Below are 19,555 nucleotides of genomic sequence, written 5' to 3'. Positions count from 1 at the left end.
AAGAAATACGGATAATCCACTATGGCAACATTGCACGCTCCAGCGTTTGAACTTCCAGAAATTTTGAATACAAAAACCAATTTGGCAGATGCCAGAATTGGTGCACAAGTCATTGAGTGTTCAGATGATTTCTTTGCAGAAGCAAAGCGTATGCTGCAATTTGATGCCCCTATTTTTGTTGAAGATAAATTTGATGACAACGGCAAATGGATGGATGGATGGGAAACGCGCCGTAAGCGTCACGCAGGCTATGACTGGTGCATTGTGAAGCTTGGTGTAAGTGGGAAAATCAGTGCACTTGATATTGATACCAGCTTTTTCACAGGAAATTATCCAGCATCTGCATCTTTAGAAGCATGTTATGCACCAAATGGTGACCTGACAGGGGCAAAATGGGAGAGCCTTTTAGGAAATACTGAACTCGGGCCAAGTCAGCATCATATTTTTATGGTCAATAATGATGCACTATTCACCCATATACGTCTCAATATTTTCCCAGATGGTGGTATTGCCCGTTTACGTGTCTATGGAGACGTTCATATTCAGGTGACTGATAGCGAGCAAATTCTCGATTTATTAGCCCTAGAAAATGGTGGCCGTGTCGTTGCCTATAGCGATGCTCATTTCGGACATCCGCGTAATTTGATTAACCCGGCCCGTGGCATCAACATGGGCGATGGATGGGAAACCAAACGCCGCCGAGCACCGGGTTATGACTGGTGTATTCTTGCGTTGGGTAAAAGCGGAAAAATTGAAAAGCTTGAAATTGATACGGCTCACTTTAAAGGGAATTTCCCTGCCCAAGTATCTATTCAAGCGGTTTACCTTGAAAATGCAACCGATGCACAACTGATTCCACAAAGTATGTTCTGGTCTTATTTACTTGAAGCTCAACCGATGCAAATGGATCATATTCATGAATACGTGAATGAGATTTTACCGCATGAAAAAATCTCTCATATTCGTATTAACATGATTCCAGACGGTGGTATTAGTCGTGTTCGTTTATGGGGAAAAATTGCCAAGTCATGATCATGAAGAATGTTCAAATTCAGCCCTTAACCATTGAAAACTTTCAGCCCTTCGGAGAGGTCATCTGTTGCGACGGGCATGACTTTTTTCATATTAACGATGCCCACACCGAGCGCTACCACGCGCTCGTTGAAACTGAAATTGAAGGGGAAGCAAAAGCAGGAATTAGTATTTTTCGTAATATTAAAGCCAGCCTGTTACCTCTGGAAATTTCAATGCTAGAGCGTCATCCGAAAGGGTCTCAGGCATTTATTCCACTACAGCAACAAAAGTTTTTAATTATTGTCGCGCCCGCTTTCGATGAAAACACTCCTGATATTTCAAAGCTATGTGCATTTGTTTCAAATGGAAAGCAAAGTATCAATTATCGGGCGGGTACATGGCATCATCCTTTGCTTACCTTTGAAGCACCGAGTGATTTTGCAGTGGTAGATCGAATTGGAGGTGGAGCGAATTGTGATGTTTTTCAATTTCCACTTGCTATAAAAATTACGACCTAAATTAAAATAAACAGATCGGTCTATTTTAATTTAATGACAGAAACCGTTGTGGTGATTTCCAACAATTTAGATTTACATAAAAAATCCCCGCCTATTGAGCGGGGATTTTTTTATTCTATTTTAAACAGTGATATCAGCTAAGTTACCTTTCTGCTCAAGCCACTGCTTACGATCTGCCGAACGTTTTTTGGCAAGTAACTTATCAAGTAAACCAGCTGTAAAATGAGCATCATCTAGATCGAGCTGCACTAAACGACGAGTGTTTGGATCCATGGTTGTTTCACGTAGCTGGCTCGCGTTCATCTCACCCAATCCTTTGAATCGGGTAATTTGCGGATTACGATTGCCTTTTACATTTTTCAAGATGACTTCAAGCTCATCATCATCAAGCGCGTAATGGACATCTTTACCAATGTCGATACGGAACAATGGTGGCATTGCTACAAACAGATGGCCTTCTTCAACCAAGGTAGGAAAGTGTTTAACGAATAAAGCGCAAAGCAAAGTCGCAATATGTAAACCGTCCGAGTCAGCATCGGCCAAAATACAGATTTTGCCGTAACGTAGCTCTGATAAATCATCACTACCTGGGTCTACGCCAATGGCAATCGCAATATCGTGAACCTCTTGAGAAGCCAAAACCTCGTCAGAAGAAACTTCCCACGTATTTAAGATTTTTCCACGAATTGGCATGATAGCTTGAAAGTTTTTATCACGTGCTTGCTTGGCACTACCACCTGCTGAGTCACCCTCGACAATGAATAGCTCAGTGTCTTCACGGGTTTGCCCAACACAGTCAGCCAATTTACCCGGTAAAGCAGGGCCAGAAACAATCTTTTTACGCTCAACTTTTTTCGCTGCTTTTAAACGACGACCTGCTTTAGAAATCGCCATTTCTGCCAGTTGCATGGCAACTTCAGCATGTTGGTTTAACCAAAGTGAAAAAGCATCTTTGGCAATATTTAAAACAATATTTGATGCTTCTCGACTAGAAAGGCGCTCTTTGGTTTGACCTGAAAACTGTGGTTCTTGGAACTTAAGTGACAAAATATAGTTCACACCATCCCAGACATCTTCTGCCGATAGTTTGAGATTTCTTGGCAACAGGTTCCGCAGCTCACAGAACTCACGTAAAGCCTCCGTTACACCTGAGCGTAAACCATTCACATGAGTACCGCCTTGTGCGGTTGGAATCAGGTTGACATAACTTTCTTGAACCTGCTCACCACCTTCTACATTCCAGCAAATCGCAAATTCACACGCCGCACGGTCTGCCTGACCATTACTCACAAAAGCAGGATTTGGCAAAATTTCGCGGTCTTGCAATTCATCCATCAAATAATCGACGAGGCCATTTTCAAATTGCCATTCGATTTTTTCATCGTTAATTTGATCGATATAGATAATTTTTAAGCCAGCCGCTAAAACAGCTTTGGCTTTTAAATTGTGTTTTAGGGCTTTTAAAGCAAATTTCGGACTATCAAAATATTTTGCTTCAGGCCAAAAATGTACTGTTGTACCTGTCGCACGTTTTGGTGTTTTACCCTCGAGAACGGCTAATGGTGCAACTGGTTCACCCTGCTCAAACGCCATTTGATATAGGTTACCCTGACGTTGTACTTCGACTTCAACACGTGTTGATAAAGCATTTACAACCGAAATCCCCACACCATGCAAACCACCAGAAAACTGGTAGTTATCAGTACTAAATTTACCGCCAGCATGGAGCTTGGTCAAAATAATTTCGATACCACATTGACCATATTCAGGATGAATATCAACCGGCATACCACGACCATTATCTTCAACCGACAATGAACCATCTTTATAAACTGTGACACATATTTTGTCGGCATGACCCGCTAATGCTTCATCAACAGCATTATCAATAACTTCCTGAGCTAAATGGTTAGGTCGAGTCGTATCGGTATACATCCCTGGACGACGGCGAACAGGGTCTAAACCAGAAAGGACTTCAAGCGATTGAGCCGTATATTGTGTCACGTTGTACGTTTTCCTTATTTGATGGTGTGCGCAAAGAATTCGATCACTAACGGTAATTTTTCTTCAAAATCTTCCATAGCATGATTGCCATGAGCATCCGTCAAAATCAATGAGGATGGCGTTGCAGCACTATAATAGCGTTGTGCTTGACGATAATCCAAAATTTCGTCGCCTTGTTGCAACAAGACGAGTATTTTGTCGGCATTTTTAGGTTGTTTCAGTTCCAGTTGTTGTAATTGTCGCAACTGAACATGATCAATTGACCATTGATCATTCACCACATAGGGCATGCTTTCAACTTGAAACAACTCATCAAACAGCTTCCATGGTTGCATAGCAGGATTAATCAGTACAGCCGGAATATTATATTTCGCGACAAAATATGTCGCAAAAAAACCACCTAAACTACTACCAACCAATGCAACATCATCCAGACTTTCAATAAGTTCTGAAACTTGCTCAACCACCTGATCTGGAGATCTATTCAGGTTTGGCAAATGCACATTAATCCCTAATTCGCTACAATACTGCCTTAAGCTCAGTCCTTTAATCGAAAGAGAGCTACTATTAAAACCATGGAGGTAGATAATATTCATATATTCCCCTCTAAATTGAGACAAATTTCACAATTTTGTTCTCAGTTTGTATAGAAAAGCACAATTGTCAGACAAGAAAAACCACTCAACTAACCATTCATCAGTATTTTAAAAAAATGTGTTATTTAAACTACTAAGATGGAAACGTTTACTGCCGTTGATAAAAAGTACAGCTTAAAACGTCGGTTATAACGTATATGGGGAAAAGATATGCCGAGCTTAACACCACTACATGAAACTTATTGTAAATGGGATCGTACGCCACCGAGTCAGGCAGACGTACTAGAAGGTTTAGCTCAACTGTTCAGCACCAGCTTAAATGGTGTACATGAATTAATACAAGTTATTAATATTGAAGTATTAAAAAATGCTTTTGGTGTGAGCACACAAAATGCAAAAAACTTTCAAAAACGACCATTTGTGCAAAAGGCATATCAATTTTCTTATGGCGCATTACAAAAATATGGTAGTCACTTTTTAGCGCCAAGTTTACGTCACATTATTGAAAAATATCCCACACTTCATGAAAAGCCACTCACCCCAAGCCTACATTTTTTAGTCGGAATTTTGAATGGAATTTTTGGGGATTACCTACTTAAACAACATAGTCCACTGGCCTTACCAATGGTGCTATACGATCACTACGGTGCAATACAACAAGGGGAACTTGCAGGACGTATTGTGATTTTGGTTCATGGTTTGTGTATGAATCATCTTAGTTGGTCAAACGCACATTATGGTGGTATTGGAGAACGTCTGTTAGCACAGCGTGACCATAACACTATGCTGTATTTAAATTACAATACAGGTCGACGTATTTCAGCTAATGGCCGCAGCTTTTCAAATGTATTAGAAGACTTAGTACAACGTAACCCGAGAATTACCAGTATTGATATCATTGGCCATAGCATGGGTGGATTAGTTTCTCGAAGTGCTCTGTTTTACGGCAAACAAAATATGTATCAATGGATTCATATGGTCGAGAATCTGGTCTGCATTGGTTCTCCGCATCATGGTGCTGTCTTGGAGCGCTTTGGCTTTACCATACAAGATAAGCTCGGAGCCTTCCCTTTTGTGGGTTTACTCGGTCAACTGGTTAATATTCGTAGTAACGGCATTTTAGACCTACGCCACGGTAGCGTTCGTGATGATGACTGGGAATATATGGATGCCCGTATTGGCATGATGGATGATAACCGTGCACCTGCTCCATTGCCGTCTCATATCAATACCTTTTTAGTGGCAGGCACACTCGAGTTTGAAAAAGTACGTAACAAAGCGCTTACCGTGATTGGCGACTACCTAGTGAGTGTGAAAAGCGCGCTGGGTGAACACCCGAATCCACGTTTTCAGCTCAAAGTTCCAGATTCGCACAAAGCCGTGTTCTATGGCCTAAATCACTTTGAAATTCAGTATCACTCGAGTGTCGCGGAACAGATTACTCGCTGGCTATATCCTAATGTTAATGATTATGTGCAAGAAGGTATTCAAACCCATATTATTGATATGCCGAACTATACGCTCGAAGATTTAGAAGGAATTGTAGAGACGTAAAAAAAAGCCCAACTTAAGTTGGGCTTTTTTTATCTGTTTAAACTTATTTTTTCGCAGTCTTAAATACTGGATAAAAACGGAACAACTGCCATAAACATACCAGTAATAGCAAAAGGAAATAAACCAATGACCAAACTGGTAAAGATTGACCTAAAAAGGTCCAATCAATTGCAGCACATTCACCTGAACCAGCAAGCACTTCTTGTAAAACGGCTTTCATAGGTAAGGCATCAACTAAATAGTTTAAACCTGGTCCACAACTCGGTACTTGATCTGCTGGTAAATGCTGTATCCAAACATGACGGCCTGCCACTCCGACTGACCATAAAATTGCGATGCCAGCCAAAAATGCATAAAAGCGTTTAACCGCATTGGAAACCGGGTTATGCAAAAATGCTATGAGCGCCACAAAACCCATCGCCATTAAGCCAACACGTTGAAAAATACAGAGCGGACATGGCTCTAAACCTTTTACATGTTCCAGATACAACGCAAAAGACATGCCGACAATACTTGCTAAAACAAGTAGTCCACTCACCAAACGGTAACTTAATCGCATGTAAAACCTCGTTTTATTATCGATATTGTTCAAGATATTGGTCAAAACTGACCTGAGTATCTTGCTCAAGTTGTTCTTGCTGCTGTAACGACTGTGCAGCCAATTGTTCAAAATGTTTCAAGGTTTCCACACTAATCTCATGCTCTTCATAACTTTCAGCATGTAATTGCGCCATGTGGCTACCAAAACTCCAAGTTCCACCATGTTTTAACGTATCGTCAATGACATGGGCAGATAAAGTCTCATCAACTTCATCAATTCGTGCTTGCATGATCGCTAATGCTGAGCCATACAAGTCCGTTGAATAGGTCTGATCGAGTAGCTGTGCACAATCTTGCATTTTTGCAATATATAACCGTGCCCAATCTTCGATGTGGTATGACCCTATTAAATCTGTAATAGTTGCGTTCGGCGCTCGCCCTCGGTTTACCACCTCGGTCTGATTTTTCTCAACCAAGTCTTGCTCAGGGCCTAATAGCTCTGGGCTGTCACTTAGCAAACAATAAAGTGCTAACACTTCAAGGAAACCTGCCGTCGTTTCATCAACACCAATTGCCGAATATGGGTTTACATCAACAGCACGTAGTTCAACATATCCTACACCTCGATTTTTCAAGGCTTGAGACGGTGTTTCACCTGATTGAGGCACCTGTTTCGGACGTACAAGACTGTAATATTCATTCTCGATCTGCAAAACATGATCATTAATTTGCAACGGCTCACCAGAGGCATCATTTAACCCTAAACGGCTAAATGGCGGGTAAGGAGAATGAACGGCTTTTTGTAAACCATCCAGATAACCAGTCAAATTGTTGTAGTGAATACCTAAGCTTTTTTGGGCTGAGTTTTGATAGCCCAATCGTCCCATACGCAAAGCTGTAGCATACGGTAAATAGTATGAACCTTTGATTAAAGGCAATAACTGATGTTTATGTCCAGTTAAGAAACAACGACATACCGTTGGGCTAGCGCCCACTAAAAACATAACCAGTGGTGTTAAACGGATAAAGTTACGAATAAGTCCAAAATAACGATGGCTACGATAATCCTGCAAATTTAATAATTTTAATTGTTCGTCAGTTTCATGAGCTTGTAGCTCGGCAAAAAGTGTATCCGGAAAAGATAAATTGTAATGCACGCCTGAAATGGTCTGCATACGACGGCCATATCGAATGCCCAACCCACGGCGATATAGTGTTTTAAAACGACCAATATTAGAGGTGCCGTATTGTGCTAGACGAATTCGTTCTTCATTGTCGTCTAACATACATGGCATAGACAGCGGCCAAAGTTTTTCACCATTTTCTAAATGACGATGCACAACCGCATGAATATCGGTGAGCTCATGCAAAGCTTCTTCAATGGTTGGCTTGGGCGAGGTAATAAACTCCATCAATGCTTCTGAATAATCAGTCGTAATTTGTGGATGTGTTAAAGCCGAGCCTAAAGCCTTCGGATGTAACTCTTGTGATAAGAACCCATTACTTTGCATACGTAGGCTTTCACGCTCTATTCCACGTAACATGCCTTGTAGTAGCGACGAATCCACCCAAGCAGGAATAACTGATTGAGAGGGTGTAGTGGGTTGACTCATGCATTTGCTCGCTTATTAAAGATCACTATATACAAAATCGTGAGATGATACGGCTATTTATATACTCACATCATTCCAGTTTGGCAATTTTTATCACAATCTTGTTATTTAAGACACGAAAGAATTGTGATTTTATTGAAGAATAATTGCTAAAGAGTTGTCAATATCATGAACGAACAAGACATTTTAAACTTTTGGTTTTCTCCTGAACACCGTTCACTTTGGTTTGCAAAAAGTGATGATTTTGACAAAAAAATTTGCGAAACTTTTTCTGACGTTCATCGACAGGCAACTCAAGCTGAATTGTGGTCATGGCGAAAAACAGCTGAAGGCCGTCTGGCAGAGATTATTGTACTAGACCAGTTTTCTCGCAACATTTATCGTGATCAACCCCAATCTTTTGCCTACGACAGCTTGGCATTAGCTTTGGCACAAGAAGCGATTAGCTTGCAACTCGATGCACAGCTTAATCCAGAGCAACGTTCTTTTTTATATATGCCGTTTATGCATAGTGAATCAAAATTGATTCATGAGTTTGCCTTGAAACTCTTTCAACGTCTCGGCAATGAAATTAATTTAAGTTTTGAGAAAAAGCATAAAGTCATTATTGATCGCTTTGGACGCTATCCTCATCGAAATACCATTCTCGGGCGTGTTTCTACTCCAGAGGAAACTGAATTTTTATTAGAACCGAACAGTAGTTTTTAAAGTTTCTTAAATTTTAATGCTGAGTCATTTATTTTTTAATGCTCAGCTGGGAGTTCATCATGAAATATCTCTCTCTTTGTTTAGCCTTAGGCACTGCCTTAACTTTAACTGCGTGTGCAACGACTCCAAGTAAACCAAAAACCTTTGATCAGCTTGGGCAGTTTTCAGCATACCCTCTAAATGCCCAAACGTTCCGTATTAGTTTTCAAGCCGACCCCAATATGAGTTATGGCAGAGCTGAAGAAATTACCTTGGTGAAATCAGCACAAACGACTATACAAAAAGGTTTCCGCTTTTTTAAAGTGCAAAATGATCCAAGTAATCAGAGCCAGAAACCACCACGTCAGGCTGTGGTTTATCCATCAGCTCCAAGCTTTTACCCATATGGTTATGGTCGTCGCTACCCAGGTTTTTGGCATGATCCGTTCTATGATTACCCACAAGTGGTCAATATCGACCCTGTTCAAGTATCGTATACTATTGAATGTTATCGGGATCAAAAGCAGGCTCCACAGGATGCTTTTGATGCAACCTTGATCTTGAAATCAATCGGACAAAAATATGGATTGAGTCCGACAGGAGAGCTGTTGCCACCGCCTGAGCCTCCAGTAAAACAAAAATGAATAGGATAAATTTATGAACATGGCAGAAGAAGTTCACCACGTGCCCAGTCTTAAACGTAGCAAATATTTTGCTACTCTGGCGCTTATTATTGTCGTTGTGCTGTGGATTGCACTGATGGTGGCTGATCGTTTTCTGCCAGAGTACACAGGTTTTATTCATATTCTAATGTTAGGGGCAGAAGCAGGTGTCGTCGGTGGCTTAGCTGACTGGTACGCGATTACCGTTCTATTTCGGAACCCTTTTGGTAAGTTACCCATTCCTAAGTTTTTACGCGACCACACCGAAATTATTCCACGCAACAAAGCTCGCATTGCAGAATCAATGGGACGTTTTGTACAAGAAAATTTTCTTTCACCTCAAGTGGTCGAACGAAGCTTAGAAAAAACTGACTTGAGCCTCGCAATTGGTCAATGGTTGGCAAGCCCACAAAACAATACTCAAGTGGTACAGCTCATTCAGCAAACCGTACCGAAAATTTTTGAGTTTGTTAGCCAAGATCAAATTGCCAATTTTGTGCAAAATAATAGTGTGCAATGGGTGCGTAATACTGAAGTCAATAAACTCGCAAGTGAAATGCTACGCGCGGTATTGGAAAATGATTTCCACCAAGATGTCTTACAGCGTGGACTCGATATCGCGCATGAATGGGTGGTACAAAACCCAGATAAAACCCGTGAATTAACCCGAAAAATGTTTAAAGCGCTTGGTGTCTGGTCACTTGCAAAAGGCGCAAGCTGGATTGGTATTGATGTTCAACAACGTACCATCGACTCACTCGTTGAAAAAGTAGAATCGATGTTGGCAGACGATGAACATCCTTGGCGACAAGAAATTGAAACCATTGCCCACTCTCTCATGCTTGAGTTGGCAAAACCAGACAGCGTTGCTAGCCAACGCCTCAACAGCGGTAAAGATGCCCTTCTCGATAGTCCACAAGTCCTCAATTTCATCAGTGGTGCTGTTACTATTTTGTGTAATGCCATTAAAGAAGATTTAATGAAAGAAGACTCTGGCATTGCAATGAACCTAAGAGCTGCTATTCAACAACTGGGTGAAAACCTCGTTCAAAATGCCAAAGTACGTGAAGTGCTAAACAAAGAAATGACAGGACTTGCGCTGACTTTTACAGATCAATATAGCCATAAAATCATACGCTATGTCAGTGAACGCATTCATGAATGGGATTCACGCGAAATGATCGGGAAAATTGAAAATGAAGTCGGTGGCGACCTACATATGATCCGAGTAAATGGCGTTGTAGTAGGTGCATTTATTGGTTTGACACTGGGTGTAATTCGGGCAGTGATTGAATCAATTTTATAACTTTAAATATTTTTAATAAGAGAACAATATGCTACAGCTACAGTCAAAATTGGCCACTCAAGGCGTGACTATTTTTAGTACCATGACGGCAATGGCACATCGATTAGGTGCTCTCAACCTGTCACAAGGCTTCCCAGATTTTCCGGCACCACAAGCCTTACTGGAAGCTTTATCTCAGGCGACTTTAGCTGGGCATAATCAATACCCACCCGGTGACGGTATTCTCGGTTTACGTGAACAACTCGCTTTACAATTTCAGCAACGTGACCAACTTCAACTTGACCCTGTAACTCAAATCACGATTACTCCCGGCGCAACCATTGCAATTTTTTGTGCCATACAAGCCTGCATCAATGCAGGTGATGAAGTCATTATTTTTGACCCAAGTTACGACAGCTACAGCCCTTCTGTGCAATTAGCAGGTGGTAAAGCAGTTCATATTGCACTTGAAGCACCTGACTTTAAGGTGAACTGGCAGCAAGTTAAAGATTTGATTAATGACAAAACCCGTATGATTGTGGTGAATACTCCCCATAATCCAACAGGTACCATCTGGGATAAACAAGACTGGTTAGAACTCATTGAACTGATTCAAGATAAAAACATTGTGGTTTTATCAGATGAAGTCTATGAACATCTGGTCTTTGATGGTCAACAACACTTTAGCGCATTGCATTTTCCAGAGCTCAGAGAGCGCAGTTTTGTGATTGGGTCTTTTGGAAAAACCTTTCATGTGACGGGCTGGAAAACAGGTTATTGCGTCGCTTTACCTGAGTTAATGCGTTTATTTCGCCAGATTTATCAATATGCAAATTTCTGTGGCACGACACCTTGTCAGATTGCCCTAGCTCAATATATGGAGCAACATCCAGAACATATTCAAGAGCTTTCGCAGTTTTACCAGACTAAGCGAGATCGATTTAATCAGGCAATTCATAATAGCCATTTCTTGCTAAAACCATCTCAAGGGACATATTTCCAAAATCTTGATTACAGTCAAATTAGACCAGACTTAAACGATGTAGAAATGTGCCAGTTTTTAGCCGAGCAACATAAAATTGTGGCTATTCCTGTTTCGGTGTTTTATCAGCAAGCACCAGAGTCTTTACGCCTGATTCGTTTCTGCTTTGCTAAAAATGATGAGACTCTGCAAAAAGCAGGAGAAATCTTGAATGAATGTTAATAAATTTAGCTACTTAGCACAGTAAAAACACTACAAGTTATTCGCTCCAACTATGCTAAGTTGGATGTCTGCCCCGCTCATCAAAGAGATGGGCGATGGAGAACACATGCCACCAAGACAATCTTTAATTCACCAGCAAAATCTATGGAAAACATTTTTTGTTTTCTTGCTCCCCCTGATTGCAACCAATATTTTGCAAAACTTGTCGGGGACGATTAACACCATCTTCGTTGGTCAAATGATGGGAGTTGATGCAATTGCTGCCGTCTCGGTTTTTTTCCCTATTTTATTCTTGCTCCTCGCTTTTATTATCGGGATTTCAACAGGTACTACTGTTTTAGTAGGGCAAGCGTGGGGCGCACAAAATATAGAGAAAGTCCAAAGTGTGGTCGGTTCTACCCTGTTTATGACACTGATTGGTGGGGTAATTACCGCGATTATCGGTGTGTTTTTTGCCCACGATATTTTAGAGTTATTGGGCACAGATCCAAAGGTAATGCATCTTGCTTTGCCTTATGTGCAATGGATGCTGGCGGGTAGCCCGCTTCTATTTGTTTATATTATTTATACCTCAATTTTACGTGGTGTAGGCGACAGTACAACGCCCTTACTTGCATTGGCTTTAACCAGTGTAATTGGTTTGGTGATTACCCCGATATTGCTTAAAGGTTATTTTGGTTTACCAGCTCTGGGAATTATTGCTCCAGCAATTGCAACAATCACGGGTTATGTTGCAATTTTGATTTTTCTGGCAATTTATCTGAACAAGAAAAATCATCCACTTAGACCTAATCGGCAGCTTCTGCAACATATCCGTCATAATCCAGAACTGAGCAAAATCATTTTGCGCTTAGGCGTACCAACCGGCATTCAAATGATTATGACCTCAATGGCTGGCTTGGTTATTGTTGGGTTGGTTAACCATTACGGATCGCATGCTACAGCAGCGTATGGTGCAGTGAATCAGGTGCTCAACTACATTCAGTTTCCTGCTTTATCAATCTCAATTGCAGCTTCAATTTTTGCAGCACAAGCAATTGGTGCTGGCAAATCAGATCTGTTAGCACGAGTAACCCGCACAGCTTTGGGAATGAACTTCTTATTTACAGGCACCTTAATTGCACTTGGCTATCTATTTTCAAAATATTTAATGGCTTTGTTTATTACCGACCCAACTGTGGTCGTGTTAGGCCAACAGCTTTTATTTATTGTACTTTGGGCAATTTTATTCTTTGGTGCAGGTGCCATTTTTGCATCGATCATGCGTGCCAGCGGAACCGTGACCGTTCCAATGCTGTTAAACATCTCTGCTATTTTATTTATTGAAATTCCATGTGCTTACTGGTTTAGTTCAATGTGGGGGCTTAAAGGAATCTGGGTTGCCTATGCCTTGGCATTTGTCAGTTTATGTATTATTCAAGGCTTATATTACCAATTCATTTGGAAGAAAAAGAAGATCAAAGTTCTTATTTAGAACCATTCAAACTACATAAAAAAAGCCATCATTTGATGGCTTTTTTTCGTTAAAAAATTATTTCATTAATTTGGTCACAATGGTTGAAGCACGTTGATATCCCGTTGGGAATAAACGCTGGAATGCATCAAGAATTTTTGCGTCACTACCAATCAATAAACGGCGCTTATTTTTTAATACAGCTTGTAAAATTTGACGAGCGGCTTCTTCAGGTGGAGTACGTAGTAGCTTGTCAAAGTTTTGAATCGATTTCGTCGGGTCCATACCCAAACTATTCAAGCTATCACTCATTTTTGCAGATTTAGCAATATTGGTGCGGATTCCGCCCGGATGTACACACAACGAGCTTACGCCACTTTTTTCAATATCCAACTCTTGGCGTAATGATTCGGTAAAACCACGCACAGCAAATTTAGTCGCGTTATAACCAGATTGCGTCGGTTGAGCAGTTAAACCAAATAGGCTCGATATGTTAATAATATGACCATCTTGAGTTTGCTTAATGAACGGTAAAAACTCTTTAGTTCCGTACACCACACCCCAGAAGTTAATCCCAACAATCCACTCTAAATCTTCGTAGGTCGCACCTTCAACAGTCGAACCTAACGCAACACCGGCGTTGTTAAAAATCAGGTTAACAGAACCATGATCTTGCACAGTTTCTTGTGCCCACTGCTTTACCGCTTCACGGTCAGAAACATCAAGCTTTTTGGTGGTAACAGTAATATTGCTGTATGGTTTTAAAAGCTCGACAGTTTGCTGTAATCCTTTTTCATTAATATCACTCAACGAAAGATGGCAGCCCTGTTTTGCCAAAAGAATTGCTAACTGTTGTCCAATGCCAGAACCCGCGCCCGTAATTGCAGCGACTTTGTTTTTAAAATTTTTCATTGTCCATCCTTTGTTTTTCGATATTTGCACAGTCGGTTCATTGCATGTGCAGTTTAGACACCTTTAATATAATTTTGACAATATCCATTGTCAATATAGTACACTGTAAATTCAGATAGAATGGCACAATTCTGCTGAGGGCTTTATCATAGTGAGCATATTTGGGTAAAACCTATAAATTAGGAAACCATTCTTTAGGAAACGACTTATTTATGGCGACAAACGACTCAACCAGTAAAAAGAAAACAAAAACTGTGAGTAAAGAACGTCAGTTCAAAGGGTTATCTTTATCTGAACGTAAAGAGGCACGCCGCGAAAAACTGATTGAAGCGGGTATCGCGACTTATGGAACACTCGGCTTTTTTTCCGTAACGGTCAAAGATGTCTGCCAAGAGGCAAAACTCACAGAACGCTATTTCTATGAATCATTTAAGAAAAGTGAAGATTTATTTCAAACCATCTTTTTAAAAATGATTGAAGAATTACAGCAAAACCTGATGCAAGCTGTGATTAAAGCTACCCCCGATCCAGAAAAAATGGTCGATGCGGGATTGCGAGCACTGCTAACAACATTAAAAGAAGATCCGAGATTAGCTCGTATTGTCTATGTCGACGCAGTTTTGGTACAAGAGTTACATAATCAAGCCACCATTCAAGAAACACTTGCGCAATTTGACCGCATGATTCAAGCCTTTGTTATGCTGACCATGCCGCAAATTCAACACCACGAAAATGAGCTCTCTTTAATCGCAACTGGCTTAAATGGATATGTTACTCAAATTGCAATTCGATGGGTCATGGGAGGGTTTGAACAGTCTCTTGAGCAGGTTTTAACCGCATGCCGTATCGTTTTCTTATCTTTATTAGCGCAAGTTTCAAAATAATATTAAAGTTTTTTGACAGCGATAAATGTGCAAAACCAGTTAAACTACTTCATTGATAAGCTATTGAATGATTTTAAGAAAACTAAAATATTCATGTCATCATTTGGTCATACCTTTGCCTTGGTTTTGTCACAACTTATTGCTAAATTTAATTTTATAGACTTTTCTGCAATGAAATTGTCATAATTAATCTTTGTAATAAGCCTGTCATAACTACAAAACGGTTCACCGTTAAATCTATAGGATATTGCGCTGTGAAAGATGACTATATTTTAATTGTCGATGATGAGCTTCCTATTCGCGAAATGATCCATACTTCTTTGGACATGGCAGGCTTTCAGTGTTTACAGGCAGAAGATGCCAAACAAGCTCATCAAATTATCGTCGACCAACGTCCGGCGCTTATCTTGCTTGATTGGATGTTACCTGGAGGCGTAAGTGGTGTCGATTTATGTCGCCGCTTAAAACGAGATGAAAACCTAGCAGAAATTCCGGTCATTATGTTGACTGCCCGCGGAGAAGAAGACCACAAAGTACAAGGTCTTGACGCAGGTGCAGATGACTACATGACCAAGCCTTTTTCAACACGCGAACTGGTTTCACGTATTAAGGCAGTTCTGCGTCGTGCTAATGCATTAAGTGGTGAAAAAACTATTGATGCCAATGGCTTAATTCTTGATCCTGTAAGCCAGCGTGTTAGCTTTGGCAACAGCATTTTAGATATGGGCCCAACTGAATATCGCTTACTTGCATTTTTTATGACCCATCCAGAGCGTGCATATACACGTGCCCAGTTGCTCGATCAGGTGTGGGGCGGTAATGTATATATCGAAGACCGCACTATCGATGTGCACATTCGTCGTTTGCGTAAAGTTTTAGAACCTTTTGGTGTAGACCGATTTGTTCAGACTGTGCGTGGAACTGGCTACCGTTTCTCAACACGTGCAGATTTAGCCGCAGGTTAACCAAGATTTATGTATGAACCCTACCCCGTCCCCGAACAGGTACGTGAACAAAAACTTTCCCGCTACAGTAGTTTATGGACGTTTGCCAAACAAGATTTACGGCTTTTATTATTTTTTCTAATTATTGCCGGCTTAATCGGTTTAGGCCTTGGGTATTTCTGGAGCTGTATTTTTATCGCCTTCGTGGTGTTTTTTACACTCCAGTTGCGTTCTTTATATCTGGTCAATGACTGGATTGCGAATAAGCCTTATGACGTTCCTCCAAATCTTAATGGGATTTGGGGGGCATTATTATTTAATGTTTACCGTGCTCAGCGCCAAGAACGAATTGTTCAAGCCGAAATGGTCGGTTTAATTGATCGAGCTCAATCTTCGTTAGTTGCACTTGCCGAAGCCGTTGTTTTAATTGATGACCAACATCAAATCGAGTGGTGGAACCCTGCTGCTGAACGTTTGTTAGGAATCAGTCCTCTCGACCGCGGCCGAAATCTATTAACGATTTTACGTCAGCCGACCTTTATTGAATATTTTAACAATATTGATCAGGCACCCGATGGGATTAAGCTTCACTCAAATTTTGATGATGACCGCTATGTACAGGTCAAACTCACAAGATTTGGTGGAGAAAGTCGCTTATTGGTGGCTTACGACGTTACACGTATGCACAACCTTGAACAGATGCGTAAAGACTTCGTCGATAATATTTCTCATGAACTTCGCACACCATTAACTGTACTAAGTGGTTATATCGAAACGTTTACAGATCAGGAAGATATTAGTCCGCGTTGGAAACGTGCGTTTGATCAGATGCAGTCACAAACCAAACGTATGAATGCTTTGGTGAATGATTTACTACTGTTATCGAATTTAGAAAATAATAAAAAAATTGCAAAGAATCAGATTATTGAAATGCCGAGTTTAATGAGTCAACTTTTTGATGATGCTCAGGCCTACAATGCCGATTATGGACACACGCTCAATTTACACATTGATAGCCACTGTGACCTGATTGGTTCAGACATGGAAATCGCCAGTGCATTTAGTAATTTAATTACCAATGCCATCAAGTACACGCCAAAAGGTGGAACCATTACGATTGGCTGGCATGATGATGGTGAACATGCTTACTTTAGCGTACAAGACACAGGTATTGGAATTAACCCAAAACATTTGCCACGTTTAACTGAGCGCTTCTATCGTGTTGACAGCGACCGTAGTCGCCAAACAGGTGGTACAGGTTTAGGCTTGGCGATTGTAAAACACGTGCTTATGCAACACGGTGCCTATTTAGATGTGCAATCTAAAGAAAATGAAGGTTCAACATTTACTGTAGTTTTTCCAAAAGAAAGACTTTATAACATGACCTAAAGTCACCTCTCTTCAAATAAAAAGCCGACTCACGAAAAGTCGGCTTTTTTGTATTATTTAAAATAATTTACTTAAAATTAGAACAATATGATTTCGTCTGATTTTTGTCTATTACATTTAAAAACTTAGTGGCAAAAGTATTGCTCTGGCGTAATGCATCGCGATGATCTCCACCATCAATTGTTTGATATATAGTTGGTTTTTTTAATTTACATAGCTGCTGGTAATAAGCAGATGTCCCTCTAGGATCGACTAAATGATCTTTAGAACCCTGAACAATCATTAACGGTACGGTAGGTACCATATTTTCAATGGACTGTTGTTTTAGATAAGTCAAAAGAGGCTTTAAGTCCGCATCAGATCGAAATATGTGAGAAGGAGATTTCTTCAAATCAGCCTGAAGTTCAGATAAACAACGGCTGCGCCCTTGAGTCAGTACTGCGTTCATTTCTGGACTGACTAAATTCTCAGGAACAATACTTGGTTCTGCTGCTTGTGCTCCTAATAACACAATCGGGAAAAATGCTGCCACACTAGGTTCTGGGTTTGGATGGGTCTGCACATATTCTGCAATGCCTTCATATTGATAGCCGCCAGGCGCAAGAGCAATTGCCCCTTTTAAATCTAGTTCGGGCGCATCTTTTTGACCATAGGCAGACACAGCAATTGCCGCAGCCCCGCCTTGACTGTGACCCATTACCAACCACTGTTTATTAAAACTCTTGGGCTCAAGTAAATGTAATGCACGCACTGCATCGACCACTGTATGCAATTGGCTCTTTGCATTCATATAAGGATGCCCACCTGACGTACCTAAACCCTGATAATCAGGTGCGACAACTGCATAGCCACGTGCAAGCCAACCATCTAAAGCTTTAGAAGCCACTTCTTGATATGAATGAACTGGCCCACCAACATAATCACCCGAAGGTGCACAAGTATCAGCTACTCCAGTTGTGCCATGCGCCCAAGCGAGTATTGGCCAGCCATTTTTTGGCTGCGTGCCTTTCGGTAATAAAATAAAAGCCGATGCCACAATGGGCTCGCCCTGAATACCTCGACTACGATAATTGACCAACAAACGCTGATCAGCATGAGGAAATAAATCCGTCACATCTTGCTGTTCTAGAGACAGTATTGAACCTGGTTTTTCGCTCACAATTTGCTTACCCAAATCTGTAATTGGAGCAGCCATAGCAGAGCCCGACACCAAACAAGCGCTACTAAATAAAATTTTTAAAAGAAAATTAGTTTTTCTAATCAAGGGATTAATCCTCTATTATTTACAATACATCTATTTAAATAATTAATTTATAAAATATAAATTACCATAAAATCATCTAGATTTATATTCAACTCAAAATAAATTACATTTATATATAACCACTTAAAATTTAATTAAAATATATTTTAAAGAAACGTATTATAAATATGGTTGCAAAAATTAATCCCATTTCAATAATAAAAATATATGCTGATATTTTCCTAATGACTATAGCGATTAAAATGTCAAAACAATATAAATTTATACCCTACCTGATTTGTCTTATTCTCGGTTCTCTACCCATCTATAGCTTTGCAGACGTACAAGTATATGGTCCTGGTGGACCAGCACCCGCAATGAAAGAAGCCGCCAAACAATTCACCAATAAAACGGGTATAGCAGTTCATGTAACGTCTGGACCTACTTCTCAATGGTCTGACAAAGCGAAACTAGATGCCGATGTTATATATAGTGGTTCCGAAGCCATGATGTCGGATTTCGAAAATGCTTTTTCTGAGCAAATTATAAAAGACTCGGTAGAACCTTTATATTTACGTCCCGCAGCCATTTTAGTACGTAAGGGAAATCCTAAAAATATTAAAGGATTTAAAGACCTAGCTAAATCCAATATTAAAGTTTTAGTTACTCACGGTGCAGGTCAGGTCGGTATGTGGGAGGATATTGCTGGTAGAACTGGCAATATCCAATTAACCAAATCCTTTCGAAAAAATATTGTCACCTATGCAGCCAACACAGGTATTGCCAAGAAAAACTGGGAAGAAAATAGCAATTATGATGCTTGGTTAGTTTTTAATATTTGGGGAATTAGTAATCCAGATGTTGGGCAAATTATCCCTATCGAACCAGAGCTGGTTATCTATCGCGATACGGGTGTTGCTTTAACCAAACATAGTTTAAAAGATGCTGAAGCTAAACGTTTCTTAGAGTTTTTATCGTCTCAACAAGGAAGTATTATTTTCAAAAAATATGGTTGGACTAAATAACTTAAAAGGGAGCCTAGCTCCCTTTTTT

Annotated in this window: 18 protein-coding genes; 12 read left to right on the top strand and 6 right to left on the bottom strand. The window is 40.4% G+C overall.

The genetic code is table 11. From position 1 onward, the window contains the following. Positions 1-21 precede the first annotated feature (21 nt). Together alc and MMY79_RS00575 are read left to right on the top strand one after the other, a co-directional pair. Positions 22-1,032 carry an allantoicase gene (gene alc, locus MMY79_RS00580; protein WP_252611234.1) on the top strand — a complete coding sequence of 337 codons (1,011 nt, stop codon included), beginning with the start codon at positions 22-24 and terminating at the stop codon, positions 1,030-1,032. Further along, positions 1,029-1,532, top strand: a complete 504-nt coding sequence (locus MMY79_RS00575; RefSeq protein WP_252613397.1) for an ureidoglycolate lyase — start codon at positions 1,029-1,031, stop codon at positions 1,530-1,532. The genes alc and MMY79_RS00575 overlap by 4 nt, the downstream gene beginning before the upstream one ends. 120 nt (positions 1,533-1,652) lie before the next feature. Here MMY79_RS00575 and parE read toward each other — a convergent pair whose 3' ends face one another. Continuing rightward, positions 1,653-3,536, bottom strand: a complete 1,884-nt coding sequence (gene parE, locus MMY79_RS00570; RefSeq protein WP_252611231.1) for a DNA topoisomerase IV subunit B — start codon at positions 3,534-3,536, stop codon at positions 1,653-1,655. Positions 3,537-3,550: 14 nt separating this feature from the next. Continuing rightward, complete coding sequence (locus MMY79_RS00565; protein WP_045126105.1) at positions 3,551-4,132, bottom strand: YqiA/YcfP family alpha/beta fold hydrolase; 582 nt, start codon at positions 4,130-4,132, stop codon at positions 3,551-3,553. Positions 4,133-4,342: 210 nt separating this feature from the next. Here MMY79_RS00565 and MMY79_RS00560 point away from each other — a divergent pair, with 210 nt between their 5' ends. Further along, positions 4,343-5,686 carry an alpha/beta fold hydrolase gene (locus MMY79_RS00560; RefSeq protein ID WP_252611229.1) on the top strand — a complete coding sequence of 448 codons (1,344 nt, stop codon included), beginning with the start codon at positions 4,343-4,345 and terminating at the stop codon, positions 5,684-5,686. Positions 5,687-5,729: 43 nt separating this feature from the next. Here MMY79_RS00560 and MMY79_RS00555 read toward each other — a convergent pair whose 3' ends face one another. Together MMY79_RS00555 and gshA are read right to left on the bottom strand one after the other, a co-directional pair. After that, positions 5,730-6,245 (bottom strand): disulfide bond formation protein B, encoded by a 516-nt coding sequence (locus MMY79_RS00555; protein ID WP_252611227.1) that lies wholly within the window; start codon positions 6,243-6,245, stop codon positions 5,730-5,732. A 16-nt stretch (positions 6,246-6,261) separates the two neighbouring features. Next, entirely contained in the window at positions 6,262-7,839 is a 1,578-nt protein-coding gene (gene gshA / locus MMY79_RS00550; protein ID WP_252611225.1) for a glutamate--cysteine ligase, read from the bottom strand. Between the two features lie 168 nt (positions 7,840-8,007). On the opposite strand from gshA, the gene MMY79_RS00545 reads away from it, so the two are divergent. The 5 genes from MMY79_RS00545 to MMY79_RS00525 all read left to right on the top strand — a co-directional run bounded on the left by MMY79_RS00545 (position 8,008) and on the right by MMY79_RS00525 (position 13,151). Then, on the top strand, positions 8,008-8,547 hold the full coding sequence (locus MMY79_RS00545; RefSeq protein WP_252611223.1) for a DUF924 family protein: 540 nt from the start codon (positions 8,008-8,010) through the stop codon (positions 8,545-8,547). Positions 8,548-8,606: 59 nt separating this feature from the next. Further along, positions 8,607-9,170, top strand: a complete 564-nt coding sequence (locus MMY79_RS00540; protein ID WP_005300533.1) for a hypothetical protein — start codon at positions 8,607-8,609, stop codon at positions 9,168-9,170. Positions 9,171-9,183: 13 nt separating this feature from the next. Next, positions 9,184-10,494, top strand: a complete 1,311-nt coding sequence (locus tag MMY79_RS00535) for a DUF445 domain-containing protein (protein WP_252611221.1) — start codon at positions 9,184-9,186, stop codon at positions 10,492-10,494. A 28-nt stretch (positions 10,495-10,522) separates the two neighbouring features. Next, positions 10,523-11,677, top strand: coding sequence for a pyridoxal phosphate-dependent aminotransferase (locus MMY79_RS00530; protein ID WP_252611219.1), 1,155 nt, complete (start codon positions 10,523-10,525; stop codon positions 11,675-11,677). A 106-nt stretch (positions 11,678-11,783) separates the two neighbouring features. After that, positions 11,784-13,151 carry an MATE family efflux transporter gene (locus tag MMY79_RS00525; RefSeq protein ID WP_252611217.1) on the top strand — a complete coding sequence of 456 codons (1,368 nt, stop codon included), beginning with the start codon at positions 11,784-11,786 and terminating at the stop codon, positions 13,149-13,151. 57 nt (positions 13,152-13,208) lie between these two features. Here MMY79_RS00525 and MMY79_RS00520 read toward each other — a convergent pair whose 3' ends face one another. Next, positions 13,209-14,042, bottom strand: coding sequence for an SDR family NAD(P)-dependent oxidoreductase (locus tag MMY79_RS00520; RefSeq protein ID WP_004790118.1), 834 nt, complete (start codon positions 14,040-14,042; stop codon positions 13,209-13,211). A 212-nt stretch (positions 14,043-14,254) separates the two neighbouring features. Between MMY79_RS00520 and MMY79_RS00515 the strand changes: the two genes are divergently transcribed. The 3 genes from MMY79_RS00515 (at position 14,255) to phoR (ending at position 17,259) form a co-directional block, all read left to right on the top strand. Next, positions 14,255-14,926 carry a TetR/AcrR family transcriptional regulator gene (locus MMY79_RS00515; RefSeq protein ID WP_252611215.1) on the top strand — a complete coding sequence of 224 codons (672 nt, stop codon included), beginning with the start codon at positions 14,255-14,257 and terminating at the stop codon, positions 14,924-14,926. A gap of 254 nt (positions 14,927-15,180) precedes the next feature. Continuing rightward, positions 15,181-15,891: a phosphate regulon transcriptional regulator PhoB gene (phoB, locus tag MMY79_RS00510; RefSeq protein WP_000650776.1), complete on the top strand. Its 711-nt coding sequence runs from the start codon at positions 15,181-15,183 to the stop codon at positions 15,889-15,891. A 9-nt stretch (positions 15,892-15,900) separates the two neighbouring features. Continuing rightward, complete coding sequence (gene phoR / locus MMY79_RS00505) at positions 15,901-17,259, top strand: phosphate regulon sensor histidine kinase PhoR (protein WP_252611212.1); 1,359 nt, start codon at positions 15,901-15,903, stop codon at positions 17,257-17,259. 67 nt (positions 17,260-17,326) lie between these two features. Here the strand turns inward: phoR and MMY79_RS00500 are convergent, their stop codons facing one another. Then, complete coding sequence (locus MMY79_RS00500; RefSeq protein WP_252611210.1) at positions 17,327-18,523, bottom strand: alpha/beta fold hydrolase; 1,197 nt, start codon at positions 18,521-18,523, stop codon at positions 17,327-17,329. A gap of 242 nt (positions 18,524-18,765) precedes the next feature. On the opposite strand from MMY79_RS00500, the gene MMY79_RS00495 reads away from it, so the two are divergent. Further along, the gene (locus MMY79_RS00495; protein WP_252613395.1) at positions 18,766-19,527 is read left to right on the top strand and encodes an AcfC family putative adhesin; all 762 of its coding nucleotides are present in this window, start codon (positions 18,766-18,768) and stop codon (positions 19,525-19,527) included. Positions 19,528-19,555: the final 28 nt, after the last annotated feature.

Source organism: Acinetobacter sp. XS-4 (assembly GCF_023920705.1).
GTDB lineage: Bacteria > Pseudomonadota > Gammaproteobacteria > Pseudomonadales > Moraxellaceae > Acinetobacter.
Note: the sequence above shows the minus strand (reverse complement) of the source record. Positions and strands in the feature narration are given on the sequence as shown.